Origin of the sequence: Sulfitobacter sediminilitoris, assembly GCF_010667575.1 — a bacterium.
Classification (GTDB): domain Bacteria; phylum Pseudomonadota; class Alphaproteobacteria; order Rhodobacterales; family Rhodobacteraceae; genus Sulfitobacter; species Sulfitobacter sediminilitoris.
Genome location: NZ_JAABNT010000001.1, coordinates 458,630 through 481,367, shown reverse-complemented (window position 1 = coordinate 481,367; position 22,738 = coordinate 458,630). Strand labels below are relative to the sequence as shown.

At 59.8% G+C, this 22,738-nt stretch carries 13 protein-coding genes; 12 read left to right on the top strand and 1 reads right to left on the bottom strand.

The genetic code is table 11. The annotated features are described in order from the left end of the window. Window positions 1-68: 68 nt before the first annotated feature. Genes GV827_RS02305 through GV827_RS02275 form a run of 7 tightly spaced genes read left to right on the top strand, consistent with a single transcriptional unit; the run spans window position 69 to window position 7,300 of the window. Window positions 69-770 (top strand): GntR family transcriptional regulator, encoded by a 702-nt coding sequence (locus tag GV827_RS02305; protein ID WP_164352061.1) that lies wholly within the window; start codon window positions 69-71, stop codon window positions 768-770. A 7-nt stretch (window positions 771-777) separates the two neighbouring features. Continuing rightward, the gene (locus tag GV827_RS02300; RefSeq protein WP_164352060.1) at window positions 778-1,692 is read left to right on the top strand and encodes a dihydrodipicolinate synthase family protein; all 915 of its coding nucleotides are present in this window, start codon (window positions 778-780) and stop codon (window positions 1,690-1,692) included. A 4-nt stretch (window positions 1,693-1,696) separates the two neighbouring features. Then, window positions 1,697-3,196, top strand: a complete 1,500-nt coding sequence (locus GV827_RS02295) for an aldehyde dehydrogenase (protein WP_164352059.1) — start codon at window positions 1,697-1,699, stop codon at window positions 3,194-3,196. After that, window positions 3,196-3,948, top strand: coding sequence for an NAD(P)-binding domain-containing protein (locus GV827_RS02290; RefSeq protein WP_164352058.1), 753 nt, complete (start codon window positions 3,196-3,198; stop codon window positions 3,946-3,948). Before GV827_RS02295 ends, GV827_RS02290 begins: the two co-directional genes overlap by 1 nt. After that, window positions 3,948-5,282: an NAD(P)/FAD-dependent oxidoreductase gene (locus tag GV827_RS02285; RefSeq protein ID WP_164352057.1), complete on the top strand. Its 1,335-nt coding sequence runs from the start codon at window positions 3,948-3,950 to the stop codon at window positions 5,280-5,282. The genes GV827_RS02290 and GV827_RS02285 overlap by 1 nt, the downstream gene beginning before the upstream one ends. A 36-nt stretch (window positions 5,283-5,318) precedes the next feature. Beyond that, window positions 5,319-6,359 (top strand): glycosyltransferase family 2 protein, encoded by a 1,041-nt coding sequence (locus GV827_RS02280; protein WP_164352056.1) that lies wholly within the window; start codon window positions 5,319-5,321, stop codon window positions 6,357-6,359. Continuing rightward, window positions 6,356-7,300 (top strand): glycosyltransferase, encoded by a 945-nt coding sequence (locus GV827_RS02275; protein ID WP_164352055.1) that lies wholly within the window; start codon window positions 6,356-6,358, stop codon window positions 7,298-7,300. The genes GV827_RS02280 and GV827_RS02275 overlap by 4 nt, the downstream gene beginning before the upstream one ends. Window positions 7,301-7,344: 44 nt before the next feature. Here the strand turns inward: GV827_RS02275 and GV827_RS02270 are convergent, their stop codons facing one another. After that, on the bottom strand, window positions 7,345-8,091 hold the full coding sequence (locus GV827_RS02270; RefSeq protein WP_164352197.1) for a WecB/TagA/CpsF family glycosyltransferase: 747 nt from the start codon (window positions 8,089-8,091) through the stop codon (window positions 7,345-7,347). A gap of 191 nt (window positions 8,092-8,282) precedes the next feature. On the opposite strand from GV827_RS02270, the gene GV827_RS02265 reads away from it, so the two are divergent. The 5 genes from GV827_RS02265 (at window position 8,283) to GV827_RS02245 (ending at window position 22,738) form a co-directional block, all read left to right on the top strand. Further along, window positions 8,283-9,740, top strand: a complete 1,458-nt coding sequence (locus GV827_RS02265; RefSeq protein ID WP_204325670.1) for a hypothetical protein — start codon at window positions 8,283-8,285, stop codon at window positions 9,738-9,740. Window positions 9,741-10,018: 278 nt separating this feature from the next. Continuing rightward, the gene (locus GV827_RS02260) at window positions 10,019-16,477 is read left to right on the top strand and encodes a type I polyketide synthase (protein WP_164352054.1); all 6,459 of its coding nucleotides are present in this window, start codon (window positions 10,019-10,021) and stop codon (window positions 16,475-16,477) included. After that, complete coding sequence (locus GV827_RS02255; RefSeq protein ID WP_164352053.1) at window positions 16,474-17,487, top strand: glycosyltransferase family 2 protein; 1,014 nt, start codon at window positions 16,474-16,476, stop codon at window positions 17,485-17,487. The genes GV827_RS02260 and GV827_RS02255 overlap by 4 nt, the downstream gene beginning before the upstream one ends. Continuing rightward, window positions 17,484-22,046: a MupA/Atu3671 family FMN-dependent luciferase-like monooxygenase gene (locus GV827_RS02250; RefSeq protein ID WP_164352052.1), complete on the top strand. Its 4,563-nt coding sequence runs from the start codon at window positions 17,484-17,486 to the stop codon at window positions 22,044-22,046. Before GV827_RS02255 ends, GV827_RS02250 begins: the two co-directional genes overlap by 4 nt. Then, the gene (locus GV827_RS02245) at window positions 22,046-22,738 is read left to right on the top strand and encodes a 4'-phosphopantetheinyl transferase family protein (RefSeq protein ID WP_164352051.1); all 693 of its coding nucleotides are present in this window, start codon (window positions 22,046-22,048) and stop codon (window positions 22,736-22,738) included. The genes GV827_RS02250 and GV827_RS02245 overlap by 1 nt, the downstream gene beginning before the upstream one ends.

The following is a 22,738-nucleotide window of genomic DNA, read 5'->3' as shown; positions in this document are numbered from 1 at the left end:
ACACAAATTGTATAAAGTGTTAAAGATGTCTCGACTCATCCGCAAATGGATGAGAGGGGAAAGCATCATTGGCCCAGTCTGGCAAAACCACAAAGGCGGAAGTCCTTGATCATCTGCGCCATGCGATCCTGACGCAGGCGCTGGCTCCCGGGGCGGATCTGGATGAGGCGACGCTGAGCGAACAATGGCAGATGTCCCGGACTCCGCTGCGCGACGTTCTGCGCCAGCTGGCAGGCGAAGGATACGTCGAGATCCGCGAAAATCGCGGCGCGCGGGTCGCCGAGATGAGCCATACCACCCTGCGGGATTTTTTTCTGGCAGCACCAATGATCTACGGAGCGATCCTGCGACTTGCGGCAGAGAACGCGACCGATCTGCAAATCGCCGTGCTGAAAGATGCGCAGGACCGGTTCAAGGGCACCCTGCGCAGCGGCGATATTGCCGCCCGCGCACTTGCCAACAATCATTTCCATGAGGTCACCGGCCAAATGGCTGACAACGTCTATCTGCTGCCAAGTTTTCAGCGATTGCTTATCGATCACGCGCGGATATCCATGACCTTTTTCCGACCCCGTGACGCCAAGACAGCTGAGAACCTTGATAAGGCCAGCCAGCAACACGACGCGATCATCGCCGCGATCGAAGCAGGCGATGCCAACACTGCCGCCGATTTGGCCATCCAGCATTGGAACCTGTCACGCGACAATATTGAACAATTCGTCATGCCGCGGGGGCTTGATCTGCCTCTTGGCAAGGCGAAGCCCGCATGAGGATGAAATGACACCGATTTTCCAGTTTGAGGGCATTTACACGCCCATCGTCACCCCACTTGGTCCGAATGGTGCCTTTAACCACGATGCTTTGGCCGATCAGGTTGAGCACCTGATTGAAGCGGGCGTGCATGGCATCATCTCCGGGGGCTCAACCGGTGAAAATTACGCGCAGACCGTGGAAGAGCGGCTGGCGTTGGCGCGATTCACGTCGGAGCGCATCAAGGGGCGTCTGCCGCTGATCGTTGGCACCGGGACCATGCGCACACCCGATTCCATTGCATTGGCATCCGGTGCGCGGGAAATGGGGGCCGATGCCATCTTGTTGGCCACGCCGCCCTATGCGGTGCCAACGGAACGCGAAAATGCGCTGAACGCGCTGGCCATCGACCGTGCAGCAAACCTGCCGGTGATGCTTTATAACTATCCGGGGCGCATGGGCGTGAACATGGGAGAGGAATTCCTCGACCGCGCGGGGCGCTCGCGAAACATCTGCGCGATCAAGGAAAGCTCGGGCGATATCAACCGCGTGCATCTGCTGGCGCGTGATTATCCGCACATCCAGATGTCCTGCGGTATGGACGACCAGGCGCTTGAGTTCTTTGCCTGGGGCGCACGCAGCTGGGTATGTGCAGGCTCGAACTTCCTGCCGCGTGAACATGTTGCGCTTTATCAGGCCTGCGCGGTTAAAGGTGATTTCGCCAAGGGGCGCAGGATCATGTCAGCGATGATGCCGCTGATGCGTGTGTTGGAACAGGGCGGCAAATTCGTGCAATGCGTCAAGCATGGCACCACGATGGCGGGCATTGATGTGGGGGGCATGATGCCGCCCCTGAAGCCGCTGAACAAAGATGACAAACGTGCGCTGGAACAGGTGATCCGCGTGCTCAAGTCCACCATTGCAGAGATCGAAAAGGGGTAGGGGTATGGGATTGCTGACACGAGAAGAATACGCGGCCCTTGCCTCGGACATGAGCTTTGCCACGAATGCGTTTGTTGATGGCGGCTATCGCCCTGCTGCGTCCGGCAAAACCTTCGAGACAGTGAACCCCGCGACCGGAGAAAAGCTGGCAGACGTGGCGTCGTGCGGAGCAGAGGACGTGGATTTTGCTGTAGCCAAAGCGCGCGAGGCCTTTGAGGATGGGCGGTGGTCCCGGATGCATCCAAGTGACCGTAAGGACGTGCTGATACGTTTTGCCAAGCTGCTGACGCGCAACGCCCGCGAACTCGCCGTGATGGAGAGCCTCGACAGCGGCAAAACCATCTTTGATTGCGAAACCGTTGACCTCCCTGAGACAATCCACTGCATCAAGTGGCACGCGGAAGCCATTGATAAGATGTATGATCAGGTGGCGCCCGCGTCTGATGATCACATCGCGATGGTCGTGCGCGAACCTATCGGAGTCGTTGGCCTTGTGCTGCCGTGGAACTTTCCGCTTTTGATGCTCGCGTGGAAGATCGGCCCGGCACTGGCGGCCGGGTGTTCAGTCGTCGTCAAGCCTGCGGAGGAAACCTCGCTGACTGCATTGCGTGTGGCGGAACTGGCGCATGAGGCCGGGGTGCCGCGTGGTGTTCTCAACGTGATCCCCGGTCTGGGCCCCGACGTAGGAGAACCCATCGGGCGGCACATGGATGTGGATATGGTCAGTTTCACCGGCTCGACAGAGACCGGAAAACGGTTCCTGACCTACGCAGGCGAAAGCAACGCCAAGGAAGTCGTGCTTGAGATGGGGGGCAAGAACCCCTGCATCGTGATGGACGACGCGGAAAACCTCGATCGGGTGGCGGCGCATATCGTAAATGGTGCATTTTGGAACATGGGCGAAAACTGCTCGGCGATCAGCCGACTGATCGTTCATAAGGCGATCAAAGGACCGCTGATCAACAAGATCACCGCACATATCCGGGAATGGCCGCTAGGCGATCCACTGGACCCGGAAACGCGGTTGGGCGCTATGGTATCGAAAGCGCATTTCGACAAGGTATCCAGTTACTTGCAGGATGCACCTAAACCAGTCGCTGGGGGAGATGCGCACAGCGGTGCGTTCGTCGAGGCAACAGTATTTGAGATCCCCGACAACGCCCATCGCCTTGCCCGTGAGGAAATCTTTGGCCCCATCCTCAGCGTGATCGAGGTCGCCTCCTTCGACCAAGCCATCGCGGTTGCGAATGACACCGAATATGGCCTTTGCGCGTCGCTTTTTACCAGCAATGCCAAACGCGCCATCCGTGGCGCAAGGATGCTAAGGGCGGGTACGGTCACCGTGAACAGCTACGGCGAGGGGGATATCGCCACGCCGTTCGGCGGCTACAAGCAGTCGGGCTTTGGCGGGCGGGACAATGGCGTTCATGCACATGATCAGTACACCCAGCTCAAGACCATCTGGCTGGATCTGGCGGATGACGCGGATGAAGGTGTGTCCTGATGCGCGTCGGTTTCATTGGCACCGGCGAAATCGCCGCCGCGATGGTGCGCGGACTTGCAGGACGGGGGCATGAAATAATCGTCTCTGTCCGCAATGCCGAAAAGGCAGCGCATCTGGCCCATGAGGTGCCAGAGGTCCACGTGGCAGACAATGCTGATGTCGTCGCTGGCACGGATATGGTGTTTCTGTGCCTTATGGCTGACGTCGCACAAAGCGTGCTTTCAGATCTGCCGTTTCGCGCGGATCAGTCGGTGATTTCGGTCATGGCGGATGTTGCTCTGGCCGATCTGCGCTCCTACTGCGCGCCGGCGGCGGACATCGCGGTAACCATCCCCCTCAGTGCAATTGCCATGGGCGGTTCCATGCTTCCCGTCTTTCCTGCATCTGCGGCGCTTGAACAGCTCTTCGGGGATAGTGACACCATTCTGCCTGTCGCCTCGGAGAAGGCGCTCAACGCGCATTTCGGTGGCTCCGCCCTTTCTGCACCGCTGATCGCAATGATGCAGACCGGCAGCAAATGGCTTGCCGAACAGACTGGCGATCCAAAAGGCGCTGAAACCTATGTGGCAGGCGTTTTTGCCGCCTTCCTGCGCGAGATGATCGAAACAGGGGCTGATTTCGACACGCTTCTCAAGGGCCTTGCGACGGAAGGGGGGCTGAATGCCAGCCTTAAATCGCACATGGCCCATGCAGGTGCGCATGAGGCGCTGACCGAGGGGCTTGATGCCCTCAAGTCACGCCTTGGTCTGTAATGTACCGCGCCGCGCGCACACCCCGGTTTGGAACGCCCGCCGCCTGGGCTGAGATCCTTGGTGGCTATCCACAGACAGAACCGCTGGAAGGCGCCTCGACCGCGGATGTGGTGATCATCGGTGCAGGATTTGCCGGTCTCTCTGCTGCGCGGCGGCTGACCCAGTTTGATCCGGCATTAAAGATCACGGTGCTTGACGCCCTGCGTATTGGCGAAGGATCAGCGGGCCGCAATTCCGGTTTCATGATCGACCTGCCGCATGATCTGGCATCCGATGATTACGCAGGCACGGGGGATGATCGTGCGCTGATAGGGCTGAACCGTCAGGCCATCGCCTTCGCGACAGGGGCCGTGGCAGAATACCAGATTAATCCAGCCTACGCTGACCCGGCGGGAAAGGTGAACGGGGCGGCCACTGATGCAGGTGATGCGCACAACCGAAGCTACGCCGCCCATCTGCACGGCCTTGGTGAGCCGTCTGAAATGCTCGATGCGCAAGCCATGCGTGAGATGACCGGCAGCACCCACTACCGGTCTGGGCTATACACGCCCGGCACTTTGATGTTGCAGCCAGCGGGTTATGTGCAGGGCATTGCCGATGGGCTGCGCCGGGCAGGGGTGCGGATAGCCGAACAAAGCCCGGTTGTCCGGTTTGAAAAGGCAGGCGGTGACTGGAAGGTCACGACGCCTGCCGCACAGATCACAGCGCCGCGCCTTGTACTGGCCACGAACGGCCATCTGGAAAGCTTCGGCATCGCGCGTGGGAAACTCATCCAGCTTTTTCTTTACGCGTCGATGACCCCCGAACTGAAACAGGAACACCTGTCTGCCCTTGGCGGGGCTGACAGGTGGGGGATCACGCCCTCTGATCCGATGGGCACAACCATGCGCCGGATTGATGGTGCGCAGGGTGGCAACCGGATCATCACCCGCACCTGCGCGACTGTTCATCCGGACATGCAGGCAGCGCCGCGCGCCATGAGACGCGCCGCCAGTGTCCATAAACGCAAGTTTGCGGAACGCTTCCCGACACTCAAAGACATCGAAATGCAATATGCGTGGGCCGGGCATCTGTGCCTCACGCTCAACAGCGTCAGCGTTACAACCGATATTGAGGACGGCGTGACGGCGGCCTGCGTCCAAAACGGCCTTGGTACGGCACGCGGTACCCTGACTGGCATCGCCGCCGCCGAGATCACGCTGGGCAAAACCTCAGACATTACCGCCTATTTCGAAGCCGAGGCAGCGCCCAAACCATTGCCGCCACAACCTTTTGCAACCTGGGGCGCAAATGCCTACCTGCGCTGGAAAGAACATCGGGCCGGAGCGGAATAGTGGACCGGACCTGCATTCTGGCGTATCCGATCCATCATGAAAAGCCCCGCCCATATTCTGCGCCGCCTCTGGCAGCGTGCGGCTGAGCGTCGCCGCCGCGCACTTTTTGCCCGGTCGCTGCGGCATCTGCACGGACCTACGGGCGTTATCCCCGAAGGCGATGTGCTGGCCATCGTACTGGTTCGCAACGGCAGCTATTATATGGATGCGTTTTTTGACCATTACCGCGCCTTGGGCATTCGGCATTTCGCATTCATTGACAATGGTTCGACCGACGAAACGATCAACCGGATCAAGTCAGAGCCGGGAACGATCCTTGATCAATCCACCCTGCCGCTGGCAGGTTACGAGGATTTATTGCGCCAGTACCCTGCGCAGACCTACGGCAAGGATCGGTGGTGTCTTTACGTCGACATGGACGAGGTGTTTGATTTTGAAGGCCGCCAGCGGATCGGTTTGCTGGGATTGATCAGCTATCTTGAGGGACAGGGCGCGACGGCGCTGGTCTGTCAGATGCTTGAGATGTTTCCCAAGGCACCCCTGAACGCCGTATCGAGCCTAAGCTATGTGAACGCATTGGATGAATTCGCCTATTTCGACATCAGCGCCGTGCGCAAACTTGACTACCACAGCCCGGACATCCCCTTTGCGGCATTGCTTTCAGGGAACACGATCCCCTCCAAGGCGATACAGTTCTACTTCGGTGGCGTGCGTGGAAAGGTATTTGGAGAAGACTGCTGTCTGACCAAACATCCCCTGATTTTCAATGGTGCTGAGGTAACGCCCGCACCACACCCGCACCTGTCCATGGGCGTGCACTGCGCTGATATCACCGGCGTCATCAAACACTATAAATTCGCGGGCAACGCCGCCGCGCGGGACGCTGCCTCGCTCGCCTCTGGCGATCTGGCGCATGGCGAAGACGCGGCGCGCGCTGCGGTCCTGTCCAAGGCACCCGATGTGTCGCTATTTTCGCTTGATGCACGGCGCTGGAACCGGGTTGAATTGCTGGTGCGTGCGGGGTTTCTGATCAGCTCAGAGCGCTATGCCGCCTATCTTGAGGAAGCTGCCGCGTGAGTATCGCCGCTGTTGTCATCGGCCGCAATGAAGGGGCGCGCCTCGTGGCTTGTCTTGAGGCATTGCAGGGGCGTGTTGGCCAGATTGTCTATGTCGACTCCGGTTCCACCGATGGTTCAGTTGCTGCGGCTGAAAGCGCAGGGGCGCAGGTGATCCCCCTCGACATGACCCAGCCCTTCACCGCTGCGCGGGCGCGCAATGCCGGGCTTGCGGCACTGGATGCCGGTGCCGAGTACGTTCAACTTCTTGACGGGGATTGCGTGTTGCGGGACGGCTGGTTGGAGACGGCCAAAGCGTTTCTGGATGAGAACCCCAAGGCAGCTGTTGCCTGCGGTCGCAGACGCGAGAGGCATCCGGAAGCATCGCTTTACAACGCGCTTGTCGACGATGAATGGGACACCCCCGTGGGACAGGCCAAGGCCTGTGGCGGGGATGCATTGATGCGGCTGAGCGCCCTTCGTGAAGTGGGGGGCTACCGCGAGACGCTGATCGCAGGCGAAGAGCCGGAACTTTGCCTGCGGCTGCGGCAAGCAGGATGGACGGTTTGGCGGCTGGACGCCGAGATGACATGGCATGACGCCGCCCTGACACGCTTTGGGCAGTGGTGGCAGCGCAGCAGACGCGCAGGCCATGCATTTGCAGAGGGGGCGTTCTTGCATGGCGCACCGCCTGAACGGCACTGGGTGGCAGAGACACGTCGCGCTCTGCTTTGGGGGGCCGCACTGCCCCTTGGCATTCTGTGCTGCACCCTTTTCGTATCGCCGTGGGCCTTGCTGCTGTGCGCCATCTATGGGTTGCAGATGCTCCGCCTGTCGCGGCACAAGTCTTTTCAATGGGCTTTTTTCACCGTGTTGGGCAAATTCCCCGAAGCGCTGGGCGCCCTCAGCTTTCATCTCAGCCGAATACGGGGCCGCAAAACGCGGATCATTGAATATAAGTAGATCAGACCGGGTCTTTCGGAGTGTTTGCTAACCGAGACCTTCAGCTATCGCTGCCGCAAGGCCTGAATTGTAAGACCTGGCAGGATGGCAAAGCACTTGGCATACCGTGGCACCATGCGTGCGGGGCTTTGCAGTGCACGCCAAAACCACTCCATCGCCAGCATCCGCATGATCCGTGGGGCACGCACCTGATGGCCTGACAGAAAATCCAGACCCGCCCCGATTGATGCAAACCCCACGTCTGGCGCCTGCGTGCGACCGCGGGCCGCAAAGATTTCCTGCTTTGGCGCGCCCAAGGCAATAAAGCAAAGGCGCGCGCCGCTTTCTGTCAAGTCTGCGAAGATTTGATCCGCGGCATTACCCGTGGGATCAAAGCCGTATGGCGGCGCGTGGGTATAGCACACCTTCAAACCGGGCACCCGCGCTGTCAGCGCCTCTTTGGCTCCGGCAAGGGCTTCATCAGAACTACCGACCAGTGCCACCGGCGCGCCCAGTTCGGCGCAGGTCTCGCACAGCGGTACGACCAGATCAGAGCCCGGCATCAGTTCGAGCGGTTGACCCGCAATTTTCGACAACCAGACCACGGGCCTGCCGTCCGCCACGACCAAGTCGTGGGCGCGGTAGGCGCGCAAAAAGGCTGGATCATGGGACAGCTTGGTCAGGTGATCGAGGTTTAGTGTAGCTAGCGCAAACCCGGTGCCAGCGCGCAGCCGGTCTTTGAGTGCGCGAAACAATGCATCGCGTGTGGGGACATTGACCTCAACCGCGCTGGAAATCGGACCGAATTTCAATGCGTCCACCCCATGCTCTTTGTTGCCAATTGGCTACGCTTGTTTGGAATATGAGTAAGAAAATTCAACAATTACAATGCTCTAACAGTTCATTACGGATGGCCCCCGGTCGCCTGTGCGCAATCTACCGGGATGACAGGCGTCGGGCCAAGTGCTAATTTTTGCGGCACGCGGGTAATCACAGGAACCTCATGGGCAACCCAATTGCATATCTGATGCTGGCGATCTGGCCCGTCGTCTGCCTTGTCCTGTTTCGAACACAGAAGGTGGAGCGGGCGTTGATCTGGTCGATATTGGGCGGATATCTCTTCCTGCCGCCCCTGACGGAGTTCAACCTGCCGTTGGTGCCTGCGATGGACAAGATTTCTATCCCGAACCTTAGCGTGCTTCTGATCATGCTTTTTGCCATGCGCCAGAAGGTCAACCTGTTGCCGGACTCGCGCGTTGCACGGCTATTGGTATTCGGATTGATCCTCTGTGCCGTACCCACAACACTCACCAACACAGACCCGATCATATTTGAAATTCTGCGCAATGCCGATCCGATCCTGTTCATGGTGGATCAATTGCCGGGCCAGTCTGTACGCGACATTGGTTCTGTCCTGATTGCACAGGTGCTGACATTGGTTCCGTTCTTGCTGGCGCGGCAGTTTCTGTCCTCAGAGGACGGGCTGCGCGAAATACTTCTCGCACTGATGGTGGGCGCGCTGATTTATTCCGTGCCCTCGCTTATTGAGATCCGCCTGAGCCCGCAGATGAACGTCTGGGTCTACGGGTTCTTCCAGCACTCATTTGAACAGATGATGCGTGCGGGGGGCTTCAGGCCAATTGTGTTCCTGCCGCACGGTCTTTGGCTGGCGCTGTTTGTTTGTACTGGCTTGCTGGCGGCAGCCGCTCTGACACGCAGTGCGCCACCCTTGGAACGCTGGCGCGTGTTTCTATTGACCGCTTATCTTGGTGTGCTTCTGGTTTTGTGTAAAAGCCTCGCGTCGCTGGCCTATGGCGCCGTGCTGACCCCGATCATCCTTTTTGCCCCGATCCGTTGGCAAATCAGGCTGGCTGCCCTGTTCGCGTTTATCGCCGTGGCCTATCCAATGCTGCGCAACTTTCAACTGGTGCCGCTGGAAGCAATTCTTGCGCAGGCCGAAGCGATCAGCCCGGAGCGCGCACAATCGCTTGGCTACCGCTTTAACAATGAAGAACAACTGCTTGCCCGTGCAGCGGAAAAGCCGCTTTTTGGCTGGGGTGGTTGGGGGCGAAGCCTGATCCGGCACCCGGAGACTGGCGAGATTTTGAGTATCCCCGATGGTCGCTGGATCATTATCTTTGGGACGTTTGGTTGGCTTGGCTACATCTGCGAGATGGGTTTGTTGGCGCTGCCCCTGCTGCTGATGTGGATTTACGTGCGCCGCAACAGAGACGCGGACGTATCGCCGTATGTCGCGCCGCTTTGCCTGATCCTGGGCATCACCATGATGGATATGCTTTTGAACGCAACGCTCACGCCGCTGACTTGGCTCACAGCTGGGGCTGTTCTGGGGCATGCGGAAAAACGTATGCCACGTGTCACCGGCCACCCGAAATTCGCGCTTTCAGGTGCGGCAATCGGGGGTAATGGTAAACCACGAGACAAGCGGACCGTCCTTTAGACCCCGGTGCGCCACCAAAGGGATACGCGGGGTGCAGCCTTGCAGAATGTGGCGCGATTGTTAACGCTGCGTCAATAATCCCCCTTTGATGAGAATATTGATATGATATTCCCCTGAAAAGAATCCTCATACTTTTGCTAAAATGCAGTGTTTTCAGTCTTCGACCGGCGAAATGGCACAAAAATGCCAAATTTGCCCTGTAGCCCTGCTCGGCAGTACTTAACTAACCAATGGGGACTCATGCTCGGTGCAAATCGGGTGATGGGATGATTTGTAAGATGAACACCTCAGCCGACCGTCCCATTCTGGACGACATTGCAATTGTTGGCATGGGCGTCAACCTGCCCGGTGCTGACGGGGTTGAAGCCTATTGGGCCAACCTGCGCGACGGGGTTGAGTCCATTCGCCGTCTGTCTGAACAAGAACTTCTGGACGCAGGAGAATCCCCAGAAAATATCGCGCGCAAAAACTACGTGCCTGCCGCCGCCGTTCTTGATGGCTTTGATACATTCGACGCGGATTTCTTTGGTTTTTCGCCCAAGGACGCCGCCATTCTGGACCCCCAACACCGCAAGTTTCTTGAGGTGGCATGGGAAGCCATGGAACAGGCGGGCCATCCGCCTGAGACAATTACCGGTCCCATCGGGGTCTATGCGGGCTGCGGCATGGGGAGCTACTTCTATTTCAACATCTGCTCGAACCCTGATCTGGTGGACGACGTCGGCATGTTCTTGCTGCGCCACACGGGCAACGACAAGGACTTCCTGTCGACCCGCGTGAGCCATGTGTTCGATTTGCATGGCCCATCCATCAATCTGCAGACGGCCTGTTCCACATCCTTGGTCGCGATCCACTACGCTTGTCAGGCCTTGCGTGCGGGCGAGATCGATATGGCGCTGGCAGGCGGTGTGACGATCGAATTGCCCCATGGCCGCGGGTACGAGTTCAAGGAAAACGAGATTTTGTCACCTGACGGTCATTGCCACGCCTTTGACCATCGCGCCCAAGGCACGGTCTTTGGATCAGGGGCAGGGGCCGTTGCCCTGCGCCGCCTGTCCGATGCAATTGCAGACGGCGACCACATCTGGGCGGTCATCAAAGGTTCTGCTGTCAACAATGATGGTGCGGCCAAAGCGGGTTATCTTGCCCCGTCCGTGGATGGTCAGACCCAGGCCATCGCAAAGGCGCTGGATGCGGCAGGTGTGGCCGCGCAATCGATCGGGATGGTCGAATGCCATGGCACCGGCACATACCTTGGTGATCCGATAGAAGTTGCCGCGCTGACCGAAGCCTACCGGGCCGAAACCGACGCCACCGATTTCTGCCGCATCGGCTCGGTAAAAACCAACATCGGTCATCTGGACACTGCTGCGGGTGTTGCGGGCCTCGCCAAGGCTTCGCTGGCGCTTCATAACAAGCAGATCCCACCGTCACTGGGATATGAGGCGCCCAATCCGGCGATCCCCTTTGACGGGTCGCCCTTTCGCGTGAACGACAGCCTGACGGAATGGACGACACAAGAGACGCCCCGTCGGGCCGCGGTGAACGCGCTGGGGGTGGGTGGCACCAATGCGCATATGATCCTTGAAGAGGCGCCCGAACGTGCGGCATCCGAGGAAAGCGATTGGCCCTTCCATGTGTTGTGCATTTCGGGGGTGTCCAAGGCCGCGCTTGATGCCAACACGTCAGCACTGGCCGCTCATCTGCGCTCCCATCCCGAACAGCCGCTTGCGGACGTCGCCCACACCCTCAAGAGTGGCCGCCGTGCGTTCGAAAAACGACGGATCGTTGTTGCGGAGACTCACGAGGAAGCGGCAAACCTGCTGGAGCAGAACGATACGCGCCGGGTGTTTAGCCATGAGGCCTTGGGCGACAGCCCAGAGGTCGTCTTCATGTTCCCCGGAGGCGGTGCGCAATACGCGGGCATGGCACGCGACCTTTACGAGACCGAACCGGAATTTGCTGAGTATATGGATCGCGGGCTGGCGCATCTCGCACCACAGCTCGACTATGATATCCGCGCACTCTGGCTCCCAGAGGCCGAGAAGATGGATGAAGCGACGGAGACGCTGAAAAAGCCTTCTGTCCAGCTTCCCCTGATCGCCATCGTTGAATATGCCTTGGCCAAACTGTGGATGTCATGGGGTGTTCAGCCCGCCGCGATGGTCGGCCACTCCATGGGCGAAAACGTAGCTGCATGCCTTGCCGGCGTGATGTCGTTTGAAAACCTGATTGATCTTGTCCTGTTGCGCGGCCGTCTCTTTGATGAAGTGCCCGCAGGTGGGATGCTTTCGATTTCCGCTCCTCTGTCAGCGATTGAGCCACTGTTGGGGGCCGACCTTGATATCGCCTCGATCAACGCGCCTGAACTGATCGCTGTTTCGGGCCCGCAAGCGGCGCTTGACGCGATGAAGGTCCGCCTTGACGGCGCAGGCCTTGAATACCAACGCATCGCCATCGACATCGCAGCGCATTCGCGCATGCTGGAACCCATCCTTGCCCACTACCGCGATTTCCTCAGCAAGCTGGATCTCAAGGCCCCGACCGGACAGGTGATCTCGAACCGGTCTGGCCAGCCATTGACGGCAGAACAGGCGACCAGCCCTGACTATTGGGTCGGTCAATTGCGCAATACCGTGCACTTTGCTGATTGCATTACTACGCTGAGTACGCCGCGCAAGCGTGTCTATCTGGAGGTTGGGCCTGGCAAAGCTCTGTCCGCGCTTGCCCAGACGAATGCGGGCGTCGCCCCGGGCCAAGTGATTTCTACCCTGCGCCATCCCGATCATGAGATCGCGGATGACATGTACTTTGTTTCGGTTATTGGCCGTTTTTGGGCTTGCGGGGTTGAGGCTGACTGGTCCCAGATCTGGGGCGAGGCTAAACGCAACCGCGTGATACTGCCGACCTACCAGTTCCAGCGTGCCAGATACTTTATCGAGCCGGGAACTGCCGCTGTATCGGCACCACGTCAAACGCTGACCCGGCTGGACGATATCGAAGACTGGGGGTCTGTTCCCGCGTGGCGTCCCCGCTTTGCCGACACTGACATAGACGTCACGGTCGAGCTTGGGGATACCCCGCTGACCTGGCTGATTTTTGCGGATGATGCGGGGCTGGCGGCACCTGTTCAACAGCGTCTGCGCGACGCGGGCCATACGGTCATCGGCGTTCAGGCAGGGGATGCTTTTGCGCAGTTGGATGACTACAGATACACGCTTGCCGCAGAACAGGGGCGCCAAGTTTACGATCAGTTGATCGCGTCACTCAAAGAACGCGATTTAATGCCGGACCGGATTGGACATTTTTGGCTGACCGATGATCATGTTGAACCCAGACCGGGGTCTTCGGTCTTTGACCGCAACATCGAACAGGGTTTCTGGAGTCTGACATGGCTTGCCCAGGCGCTAACCGAGGCGGGGCTTGAAAAACCACTGCACATAAGCGCCTTCACCGCCGGTGCCGCGCAGGTCCGTGATGAGGCTGTGCCGCACCCTGAAGAGGCGTTGATCTCTGGTCCGGTGGGTGTCTTTGCTCGCGAAATGCCCGGTGTGACGGCCGCGCAGATTGACATCGAACCACAGGAGCCGCCCACGCCGCTCAAGAAGAGCTGGTTTAGCAAAGCCGTGCCAGTTGATACCGAGAAGGACCGGCTGTCAGACCGCTTGCTTGAAGACATGCTGGCGAGCCCTGCCAACACGATTGCCGCGTATCGGGGCGAGAAACGCTTCGAATTGGGCTACCGTGCGCTGCCGCTCAAGCCAGAGGAAGCCGACAGCTTCCGCGATGACGGTACCTACCTGATTACCGGCGGCTTTGGTGGTATTGGGCAAACGCTGGCCGCCGACATCCTGCGGCAGCACAAGGCCACCGTGGTTTTGCTGAGCCGCGAGGCCATGCCGGAAGGTACCGCATGGAGCGGCTACTTAAAGCACCATGGCACAACCGACCGCACAGCACGGCGGATGCGGGCCGTCCTGCGTTTGGAAGAACTAACGCAGGCAAGGGGCGGCCAGATCGAAGTTGCCCATGCCGATGTTGCCAATCCTGCGCAGATGCGCCGCGTGATCGAAGATTTGAACACCCGTCACGGTAGCCTTACTGGCGTCATCCACGCCGCTGGGGTGCTGGACGATGCGCCTTTGCTGGCCAAGACAGACGCGCAAATGGATGCGGTGCTGACGCCCAAGGTGCAGGGCCTGCGGGTTTTGGATCAGTTGCTGCCCGATGGTACGCTTGAATTACTGGTCCTGTTTTCGTCCACCTCCACCGCGACGCGGGCCGCCGGTCAGACGGATTACGTTGCCGCCAATGCTTGGCTCAATGCCTTCGCCGCCGCACGTCGAAATGCAAAGACCCGTGTGGTTGCCGTCAACTGGGGCGTTTGGGCTGATGTTGGCATGGCGGCTGACGCATTGGGCGGCGGGGCCAGCGATGTGCTGCCCGCTCGACCCATCGACGCGGCTGTTATCAAGACCACGGGGGCGGATGCATCTGGTGACCCGGTGTTTACTGCGCCGCTCCGTACTGAGAACTGGTTGCTGGATCAACACCGCACAAAAGACGGGCAGGCGATCCTGCCCGGCACCGGTTTCATCGAGATGTTGGCCGAAACGGCGATGGCGCAGGGCCTGTCCGGCTTTGACATCCGCGACCTCTATTTTTTGCGCGCTATGCCGGTGGATGACCGCGCAGCACGAGAGATGCAGGTCACGCTGCGCCCCGAAGGCGAGAGCTTTGCCGTTGAGTTGCGCAGTGATTGCACCCTTCAGGGCCGTCCTGGCTGGCAGCTGCACGCTCAGGCGCATCTAGGACCAATCACCGAGACGCGTGCAGCATCGATTGATCTGGATGCGATCCGCGCCCGGTGCGACCGCGTCGAGCGGGCCGATGCCGCCGACCGCCTGCGGTCCCCTCAGGAAGCGCACCTTGATTTCGGCCCGCGCTGGCATGTGTTGCGGGAAACGGCGATGGGGGCAGGCGAAGGGATTGCCCGCCTCGCCTTGCCCGATGATGTGCGCGGTGACCTTCTTGACGGCCACCTGCTGCATGCCGGTCTCATGGACCTTGCAACAGGCTGGGCCATCGGTCTGGCGCTGGGGTATGACGCCCGCCATCTGTGGGTACCGGTCTCATACGGTCTGATCCGGGTCCACGCACCGTTGCCCGCCGAAGTCCAGTCTTGGGTGCGGCTGTCTGACGGGCAGGGCGGTGATGACTTTGCCCGGTTCGACGTCACGATCTGTGATCCATCCGGCAAGGTTCTGGTCGAGGTCAACGAATTCGCAATGAAGCGGCTGGAAGACGGTTTTGACATCGCGCCGCTCTCTGCAGCAGAGGTTCGATTTGCGGACGAAGACCGGGAAGAACAACATCTGAGCCCTGCCGAAGAACGCCTTGCCTATATGGTATCCCAAGGCATCCGTGCCCATGAAGGGCCTGCTGCGTTGCGCCGCGCTTTGAGCTTGAAGCGACCGCAGATCATGGTGTCTTCCTTGCCGCTGAATGATCTGATCGCCCAAGCCAATGCGCCCCTGCAAGAGCAAACCACTGCGGGCCAAAGCTTCGAACGACCAGACCTTGACGGCTCATATGTGGCCCCTCGCAACGGGATCGAAGAACGTCTGGCCGAAATCTGGGAAAACCTCTTGGGCGTCAGTCCCGTAGGCGTTGAAGACAGCTTCTTTGACCTGGGCGGCCATTCCCTGATTGCTGTGCGGCTGTTTGCGCAGGTGAAGCGCGAATTCAAGGTCGAGTTTCCGATCTCTGTTTTGTTCGAGGCCCCGACCATTGCCAAATGCGCTGCTCTGATCGCGGCTGAAACCGGCGACACAGGGACAACTGGCGCTGCCGAGAGTGCGTCTGCTCCGGCAGAGAAGTTCGAATTCCTCGTGCCGCTGAACCAAAGCGATCACAAGGAAGCGGCACCGCTCTTTATCGTGGCGGGCATGTTCGGGAACGTATTGAACCTGCGGCATCTTGCGATGCCCATCGCGCAAGAACGTCGGGTGTTTGGCGTGCAGGCCCGTGGCCTGATCGGCGACACGCCACCCCATAACGACATGACCGACGCTGCGCGTGATTATCTGGACGAGATACGGCGCGTGCAGCCCGAAGGCCCATATTTGCTGGCGGGGTATTCCGGTGGCGGCGTCACGGCCTACGAGATGACGCAACAACTGCGCGCCATGGGTCAGGAGGTCGGCGTGCTGGCCCTGCTTGATACGCCTTTGCCGGTGCGACCCAGTCTTACGCGTCCCGATAAGGCCCTGATCAAGCTGGCCGAAATCCGCACCAAGGGGCCCGCGTATTTCGCCGAATGGGCCAAGGCGCGCTGGGCGTGGGAAAAACACAAGCGCGCAGGCGTGCCACCGCAAGACACCGGCGGCAGTGCCGAGTTCAACGATCTTAAGGTGCAGGCGGGATTCCTCGAAGGGGTCGCGAAGTATGATACGCCGATGTGGGACGGGCCGATGACATTGTTCCGGCCACCGCTTGATAAGCATTGGAAAGTCACAGCAGATAAATGGGTCAGTTCCGAACGTGAGTACGTGTTAGAGGACAACGATTGGCGCAAATACGCGCCCCATATGGAAGTGATCGAAGTGCCTGGCGATCACGTGAGCATGGTGTTGGCCCCGAATGTCACCACGCTGGCGCAGGAGCTGCGTGAGGTCATCGCAGCGGCACTTCAAGACAAGGACGACGTCTGGCACCAGGCGACTGCAGCCGAATGACAGAGCTTACCAACAGCCCCCGCATCCTGGTGATCATCCTCAATTACCGCACGCCGCAGATGACCTTGCGCGCGGCGCAGGCCGCGCTTGCCGACATGGAAGGGATGAATGCGGAACTCGTCATCGTGGATAACGCCTCTGGCTACGGTTCTGCCGGGATCCTGACGCGCGAGATTTCAGAACGCGGATGGGACCAAAACAACCGCGTGCGTCTGATCCTGTCAGACACCAACGGCGGCTTTGGCGCGGGAAACAATATCGGATTTGCCGCTGGCATGTCCGATGGCAGCGCGCCTGACTATTTCTATTTGCTGAACTCTGACGCTTTCCCGGACAAGGGCTGTTTGCCCCGACTTTTGCAGCATTTGCGGGACACGCCGAAGGCCGGGTTTGCAGGCAGCCATGTGCGCGGCGAAGACAACCTTGATCACACGACCGCCTTCCGGTTCACTTCCATCGCGGGCGAGTTCGAGGGGGCCGCACGGTTTGGTCCGATCACGCGCTTGCTGCGGCGCTCTGTCGTGGCCCCCGACCTGCCGACCGAAACTGCACGCGTTGATTGGGTTGCAGGGGCAAGTGTGCTGATCCGGGGCAAGATGCTGGAAGAGATCGGCCATTTTGACGAGACCTTTTTTCTCTATTTCGAAGAAACAGACCTTTGCAAGCGCGGCGCGAATGCTGGCTGGGAATGCTGGTATCTGCCGCACGCACGCGTCGTCCACATTGGATCCGTCTCAACCGGGATGAAAACGTGGGAGCGTATCCCAGCCTACTGGTACGCGTCCCGCCGTCATTATTTCGTGAAGAATCACGGGCGCCTATACGCCGCAGCTGCCTTTCTTGCCAAACTTGCAGGGGGTGCCATCCACACCACGCGATGTGCGCTGACCGGGCGCCCCCGCCAAGATCCTCGCGGCTTTTATCGCGACCTCATGCGCTTTGGCCTTGGCCTGTCGCTTGAGCGCCCGCAGCAACTCTCCCGCCGTCCTGTATCGGAGGAAAAATCATGACCGCCACATTTAATCCAAGCGGCTTTACCGTTGTTCTGATGGGTGACGAATCCCTGACAATTGCCTGCGGCGACATGATCCGCGCAGGCGGTCACAACGTCGTGGCTGTTGTCTCACGGGATGACACGGTGCGCGACTGGGCCGAGGGGCAGGGGATCGCCGTGCATTCAGACCCGCGTCAGCTGCTGAGTACGGCTGTGCATGTGGATTGGTTGCTCAGTATCGCCAACCTGCGGATGATCCCTGATGACGTGCTGGCGCTGCCTGCCAAGGGGGCGATCAACTTTCACGATGGTCCGTTGCCCCGCTACGCCGGGCTGAACACGCCCGCTTGGGCCATCATCAATGGGGAAAGGACCCACGGTGTCAGCTGGCACGTGATCGAAGGCGGGGTGGACGAAGGCGACCTGCTGGAACAGCGAATGGTCGACATTGCACCGGATGAGACGGCCTTTAGCCTGAATTCCAAGTGCTACGCCGCTGGCATGGAGAGCTTTGCCAGTGTGTTGGCGCAGCTGGAGTCCGGTACGTTGGAGCGGTCGGCTCAGGATCTTGACGAGCGCAGCTATTTCTCAAGGGACAAGCGGCCCGAAAACATGGGCCTGCTGGATTTCTCGCAGCCTGCCAATGTGCTGTCCGCACTTGTTCGGGGCCTTGATTTCGGGACGTACTGGAACCCGCTGACGACCCCTAAACTTGGTCTGGACGGATCGTTCCTGCGAGTGGGCGACCTTGCCCTGTGCGACCGACCTGCCAACCCGGCAGGTGAAGTGCTTGATGTTAAAGCGAACGAAGTGACGATTGGCACGGCGACAGTGCCGGTCACCCTGCGCGGCCTCACGGCGCTGAACGGAGATGCCGTCGATCTGACGAAAAGCATTCGCGTCGGAGACCAGATTGCCAAGCCCGATCTCGCAGAGCTCAATGTCAAGGATGAGGCTCATTGGCGGAGCGTGTTGGCGGATTTCACGCCGATTGATGTGCCGCTTGTCAGCGCGGCGACTGTCGCTGCCGACTTGAGAGACCGCGCTTTGGTCTGCCCGTCCGATACTCCCTCATCTGCGCTTGCCACTGCTGCGGGCCTTGTGCTGCTCCGCAGCGCCAATGCTGAGGCGGGCATGATGGCCCTGCCTGTAAATGCCGCGCATCCTCTCGTCGCGTCCTGGATCCCGCTAACACTGACCGCTCAGAGGGCCGATCCTCTTGCGAATGTGCAGGACCAAGTTTCTCGGCAACTGGACCGTGCCGGGGAAAAGGGTGGGTTTGCCCTTGATCTGCCGCTGCGCGATCCCGCAATTGAAGACACTGGCACACCTGCCGTTGCGCTGTCATTCTCGGATCAGGCGGTTGTAGGCGCTGCGGTCACGCTGTGCCTCTCCGATGGTAGAGTGCGCATGACCCATGACGCGACCCGCGTGAGTGACGAGGGCGCGGACCTGCTTGCAGCGCGATTTGAAGCCGCTTTCGCCGCCCTTGGGAACGCGCGCACCTGTGAGGAAGTCATTGCATTGCCTGCCGCTGAAGAGCAGCGTCAACTTGAGACGTGGAACGAAACGGACCGGGACTATGACCGCATCACAATCCATGCGGCATTCGAGGCTCAGGTGGCGGCCACGCCCGACGCAGAAGCCGTTGTTTTTGAGGGTGAAACACTCAGCTACGCCGCGCTCAACTCCCGTGCTAACAAGCTGGCGCACCTGTTGCGTGAACGCGGCGCGACAGCTGGCACGCCCGTCGGTCTATACACTTCGCGTGGCGTTGACCTGTTGGTCGGTGCGCTAGGTATACTGAAGGCTGGTGGCGCCTACGTGCCGCTTGACCCCACGTACCCCACCGATCGCATTTCTCACTACATTGCAGACAGTGCAGCACCGCTGATCGTGACGCAAAGCGGATTGGCAGGCCAGTTGCCCCGGCACGATGCGCAGGTCGTCCTGATTGACAGCGATCCCGCCCTGCAATCGGCACCGGAGGACAATCCGTCGCCCACCGCGACCGCCGACGATCTGGCCTATCTTATATATACGTCCGGCTCTACCGGGACGCCCAAGGGCGTCATGGTCAGCCACGGCAATGTTGCGAACTTCTTTGCCGGGATGGACGACCGGATTGACTATGAGGCCGGTGCCGTCTGGCTTGCGGTCACCTCTCTCAGTTTTGACATCTCGGTGCTTGAGCTGTTCTGGACGCTTGCACGTGGCTTCAAGGTGGTGCTGGCGGGTGATGAAAGCCGCACGCTGGTGTCGAATGGTCCGATCGCGATTTCTGATCGCAAGATGGATTTCAACCTGATGTACTGGGGTAACGACGATGGCGTTGGTCCCAAAAAATATGAACTGTTGCTGAAGGGCGCGAAATTCGCCGATGCCCATGGTTTCAACGCGGTCTGGACGCCTGAGCGGCACTTTCACGCTTTCGGCGGTCCCTATCCCAACCCATCCGTGACCGGTGCTGCAGTCGCCGCCGTGACACAGAACCTTGCTGTCAGGGCAGGGTCATGCGTGGCACCGCTTCATCATCCTGCCCGGATTGCCGAGGAATGGGCGGTTATCGACAACCTGACCAACGGTCGGGTCGGGCTGGCCATCGCATCTGGCTGGCAGCCCGATGACTTCGTCCTGCGACCAGAGAACACGCCGCCGGCCAATAAGCCTGCAATGTATGCTGCCATCGACCAATTGCGCGCACTGTGGCGGGGCGAACCGGTCGAGTTCCCCAAACAGGATGGCACGATGCACGCGGTCATCACACAGCCGCGTCCGGTATCAAGGGAATTGCCGGTATGGGTCACCACCGCCGGGAACCCGCAAACCTGGAAAGAAGCGGGCGAGATCGGTGCGAATGTTCTGACACATCTCTTGGGCCAGTCGATTGATGAGGTTGCTGACAAGATCAAGATCTACCATCAGGCCCTGCGCGATGCGGGCCATGATCCCGCGGATTTCACCGTCACATTGATGCTGCACAGCTTTCTTTCCGATACCCGGGAACACGCTGAAGCGATTGCCCGTGGCCCGATGAAGGATTACCTGCGCGCGGCCGCTGCGCTGATCAAGCAATACGCTTGGGCCTTCCCGGCCTTCAAACGGCCCGAGGGGACGACCAACGCTTTTGATCTGAACCTTGAGGGCCTGTCGGACGAAGAACTTGACGCGATCCTTGAATTTGCATTTCAGCGCTACTTCAACGACAGCGGCCTTTTTGGCACCGTGGCCGATGGTGTGGCGCGAGTGGAGGAACTCAAACGCATCGGGGTGGATGAAATCGCCTGCCTGATCGACTATGGCATTGATCCCGCACTTGTCATGGAAGGGCTAAAGCCACTTGCAGAAGTGCTCAAGCTGTCCAACGCGGACGGCGCGCTGGATGCAGACGACTTCTCTCTCGCGGCGCAGATCATACGGCATGGCGTTACCCATCTGCAATGCACGCCCTCCATGGCGCAGATGCTGGTCAGCAATGACGAGGCCCGCATGGCACTGGGCCGCATCAAGCACCTGATGATCGGGGGTGAGGCGTTGCCGGGCTCATTGGTCAAAGGGCTGCAATCGTGCTCCGGGGCCACGATCCAGAACATGTATGGCCCGACCGAAACAACGATTTGGTCAACCACGCTGATGGTTACGGATAGCGAAGCTGCGACTGCACCCATCGGCACGCCGATTGCGAATACGCAGGTCTTTGTCCTTGGTGCTAACATGCGCCCACAACCTATTGGTATAGAAGGTGAATTGTGGATCGGCGGTGACGGTGTCACCCTGGGTTATTGGCAGCGCGACGCGATGACGGCGGAGCGCTTCGTCGACAATCCATTCGGCCATGGCAAGCTCTACCGCACCGGCGATTTGGCGGCGTGGGATGCGCAGGGCGTTCTGCACTTCTCAGAACGTGCCGATGCGCAGGTCAAGATACGCGGGCATCGGATCGAACTGGGCGAGATCGAAGCCCGTTTGGCAGAGCAACCGGGCGTTAGCCAAGCTGTTGTCATTGCCCGAGAGACCAGCGGCGGGGCGCAACTTGTCGGCTATGTCACGGCCAGCGGACCCGTGAACGAAGAGGCAGTCAAAGGAAAACTAGCTCAGGACTTGCCCGCGATCATGGTCCCCAGCGCCTTCGTCACGCTGGACACCATGCCGCTTACGCCGAACAAAAAAATCGACCGCAAAGCGCTGCCTGCACCGAAACCGCGCCAGTCCACAACCACGTCGGCACCCGCCGCTGCGGCAAGCGGGGCCGAGGTGGCCATCACTCAGGTCTGGACGGCGCTGCTGGGCGTCGCCGATATCCGGAGAGAGGACAACTTCTTTGTGCTGGGCGGACATTCCCTTCTGGCTGTGCAAGCGCACCGCGATATCCGCGCGGCGCTGGGTGCGGACAGGCTGTCGATCACCGATATCTTCCGTTTCCCAACACTTGCAACACTGGCCGCGCATATCGACAAGATCGGCGGTAAGTCCGAAACCAAACCGACGCCAGCGCCAGAGCCTGCACCGGCCAAGACCGAAACCATGTCCAAACGTCGGGCGATGCGTGCCGGACGCAGTAGGGCAGGTGCGTGATGCAGTTGGGCAGCCCGGACAGGTTGGACCAGGCCCAAGCGGTTATTTCCACGCTCTTTGACGGCCCTGTGTCTATTGCGGTAACGGACCCCCGTGTCCGGCAGCCTGAGCCTATGGCGGGAGAAGACGCCCATCTGACCCGCGCCTTTCCAGCCCGCAGGAATGAATTCGCTGCCGGACGTGCGGCAGCACGGGCAGCCATGGCGGGGCTTGGGCTGGATGCCAGATCCATCCCCGCCACCGAAGACCGCGCACCTGTCTGGCCTGCGGGTATTCAAGGCAGCATCTCGCACAGCGACACGCTCTGTGCGGCGGCTGTCACCGATGCGCCACTGCTTATTGGATTGGATATTGAACCGAACACCGATCTGACGCCTGGCCTGCTTTCGACCATTTGTTCATACGCGGAAATCGCACGGATTGCCGGACCAGAGCAGGCGCGGCTGGCGAAACTGATTTTCTCCGCGAAAGAGGCCGCCTACAAGGCGCAATACCCAGCATCACGGATGCTCTTTGGCTTTGATCACATGGACGTCACGCTTGACCTGACGGCCCAACGGTTCACGGCAACTTTCGTCAGGCCAGCAGGGCCTTTTGCAGCAGGCGACCGCCTGCCGGGCCGGTTTGATGCGGTGGATGGCCACCTTGTCACGGCCGTCACAACACGTCAGGTTGCGCTCAAAGGAGCCTGA

Bases quoted from the DNA above. Each gene is read 5' to 3' on its own strand.
- GV827_RS02265 (WP_204325670.1), top strand. From the start codon at position 8,283: ATGGGCAACCCAATTGCATATCTGATGCTGGCGATCTGGCCCGTCGTC.
- GV827_RS02255 (WP_164352053.1), top strand. From the start codon at position 16,474: ATGACAGAGCTTACCAACAGCCCCCGCATCCTGGTGATCATCCTCAAT.
- GV827_RS02300 (WP_164352060.1), top strand. From the start codon at position 778: ATGACACCGATTTTCCAGTTTGAGGGCATTTACACGCCCATCGTCACC.
- GV827_RS02285 (WP_164352057.1), top strand. From the start codon at position 3,948: ATGTACCGCGCCGCGCGCACACCCCGGTTTGGAACGCCCGCCGCCTGG.
- GV827_RS02245 (WP_164352051.1), top strand. From the start codon at position 22,046: ATGCAGTTGGGCAGCCCGGACAGGTTGGACCAGGCCCAAGCGGTTATT.
- GV827_RS02280 (WP_164352056.1), top strand. From the start codon at position 5,319: ATGAAAAGCCCCGCCCATATTCTGCGCCGCCTCTGGCAGCGTGCGGCT.
- GV827_RS02260 (WP_164352054.1), top strand. From the start codon at position 10,019: ATGAACACCTCAGCCGACCGTCCCATTCTGGACGACATTGCAATTGTT.
- GV827_RS02250 (WP_164352052.1), top strand. From the start codon at position 17,484: ATGACCGCCACATTTAATCCAAGCGGCTTTACCGTTGTTCTGATGGGT.
- GV827_RS02295 (WP_164352059.1), top strand. From the start codon at position 1,697: ATGGGATTGCTGACACGAGAAGAATACGCGGCCCTTGCCTCGGACATG.
- GV827_RS02290 (WP_164352058.1), top strand. From the start codon at position 3,196: ATGCGCGTCGGTTTCATTGGCACCGGCGAAATCGCCGCCGCGATGGTG.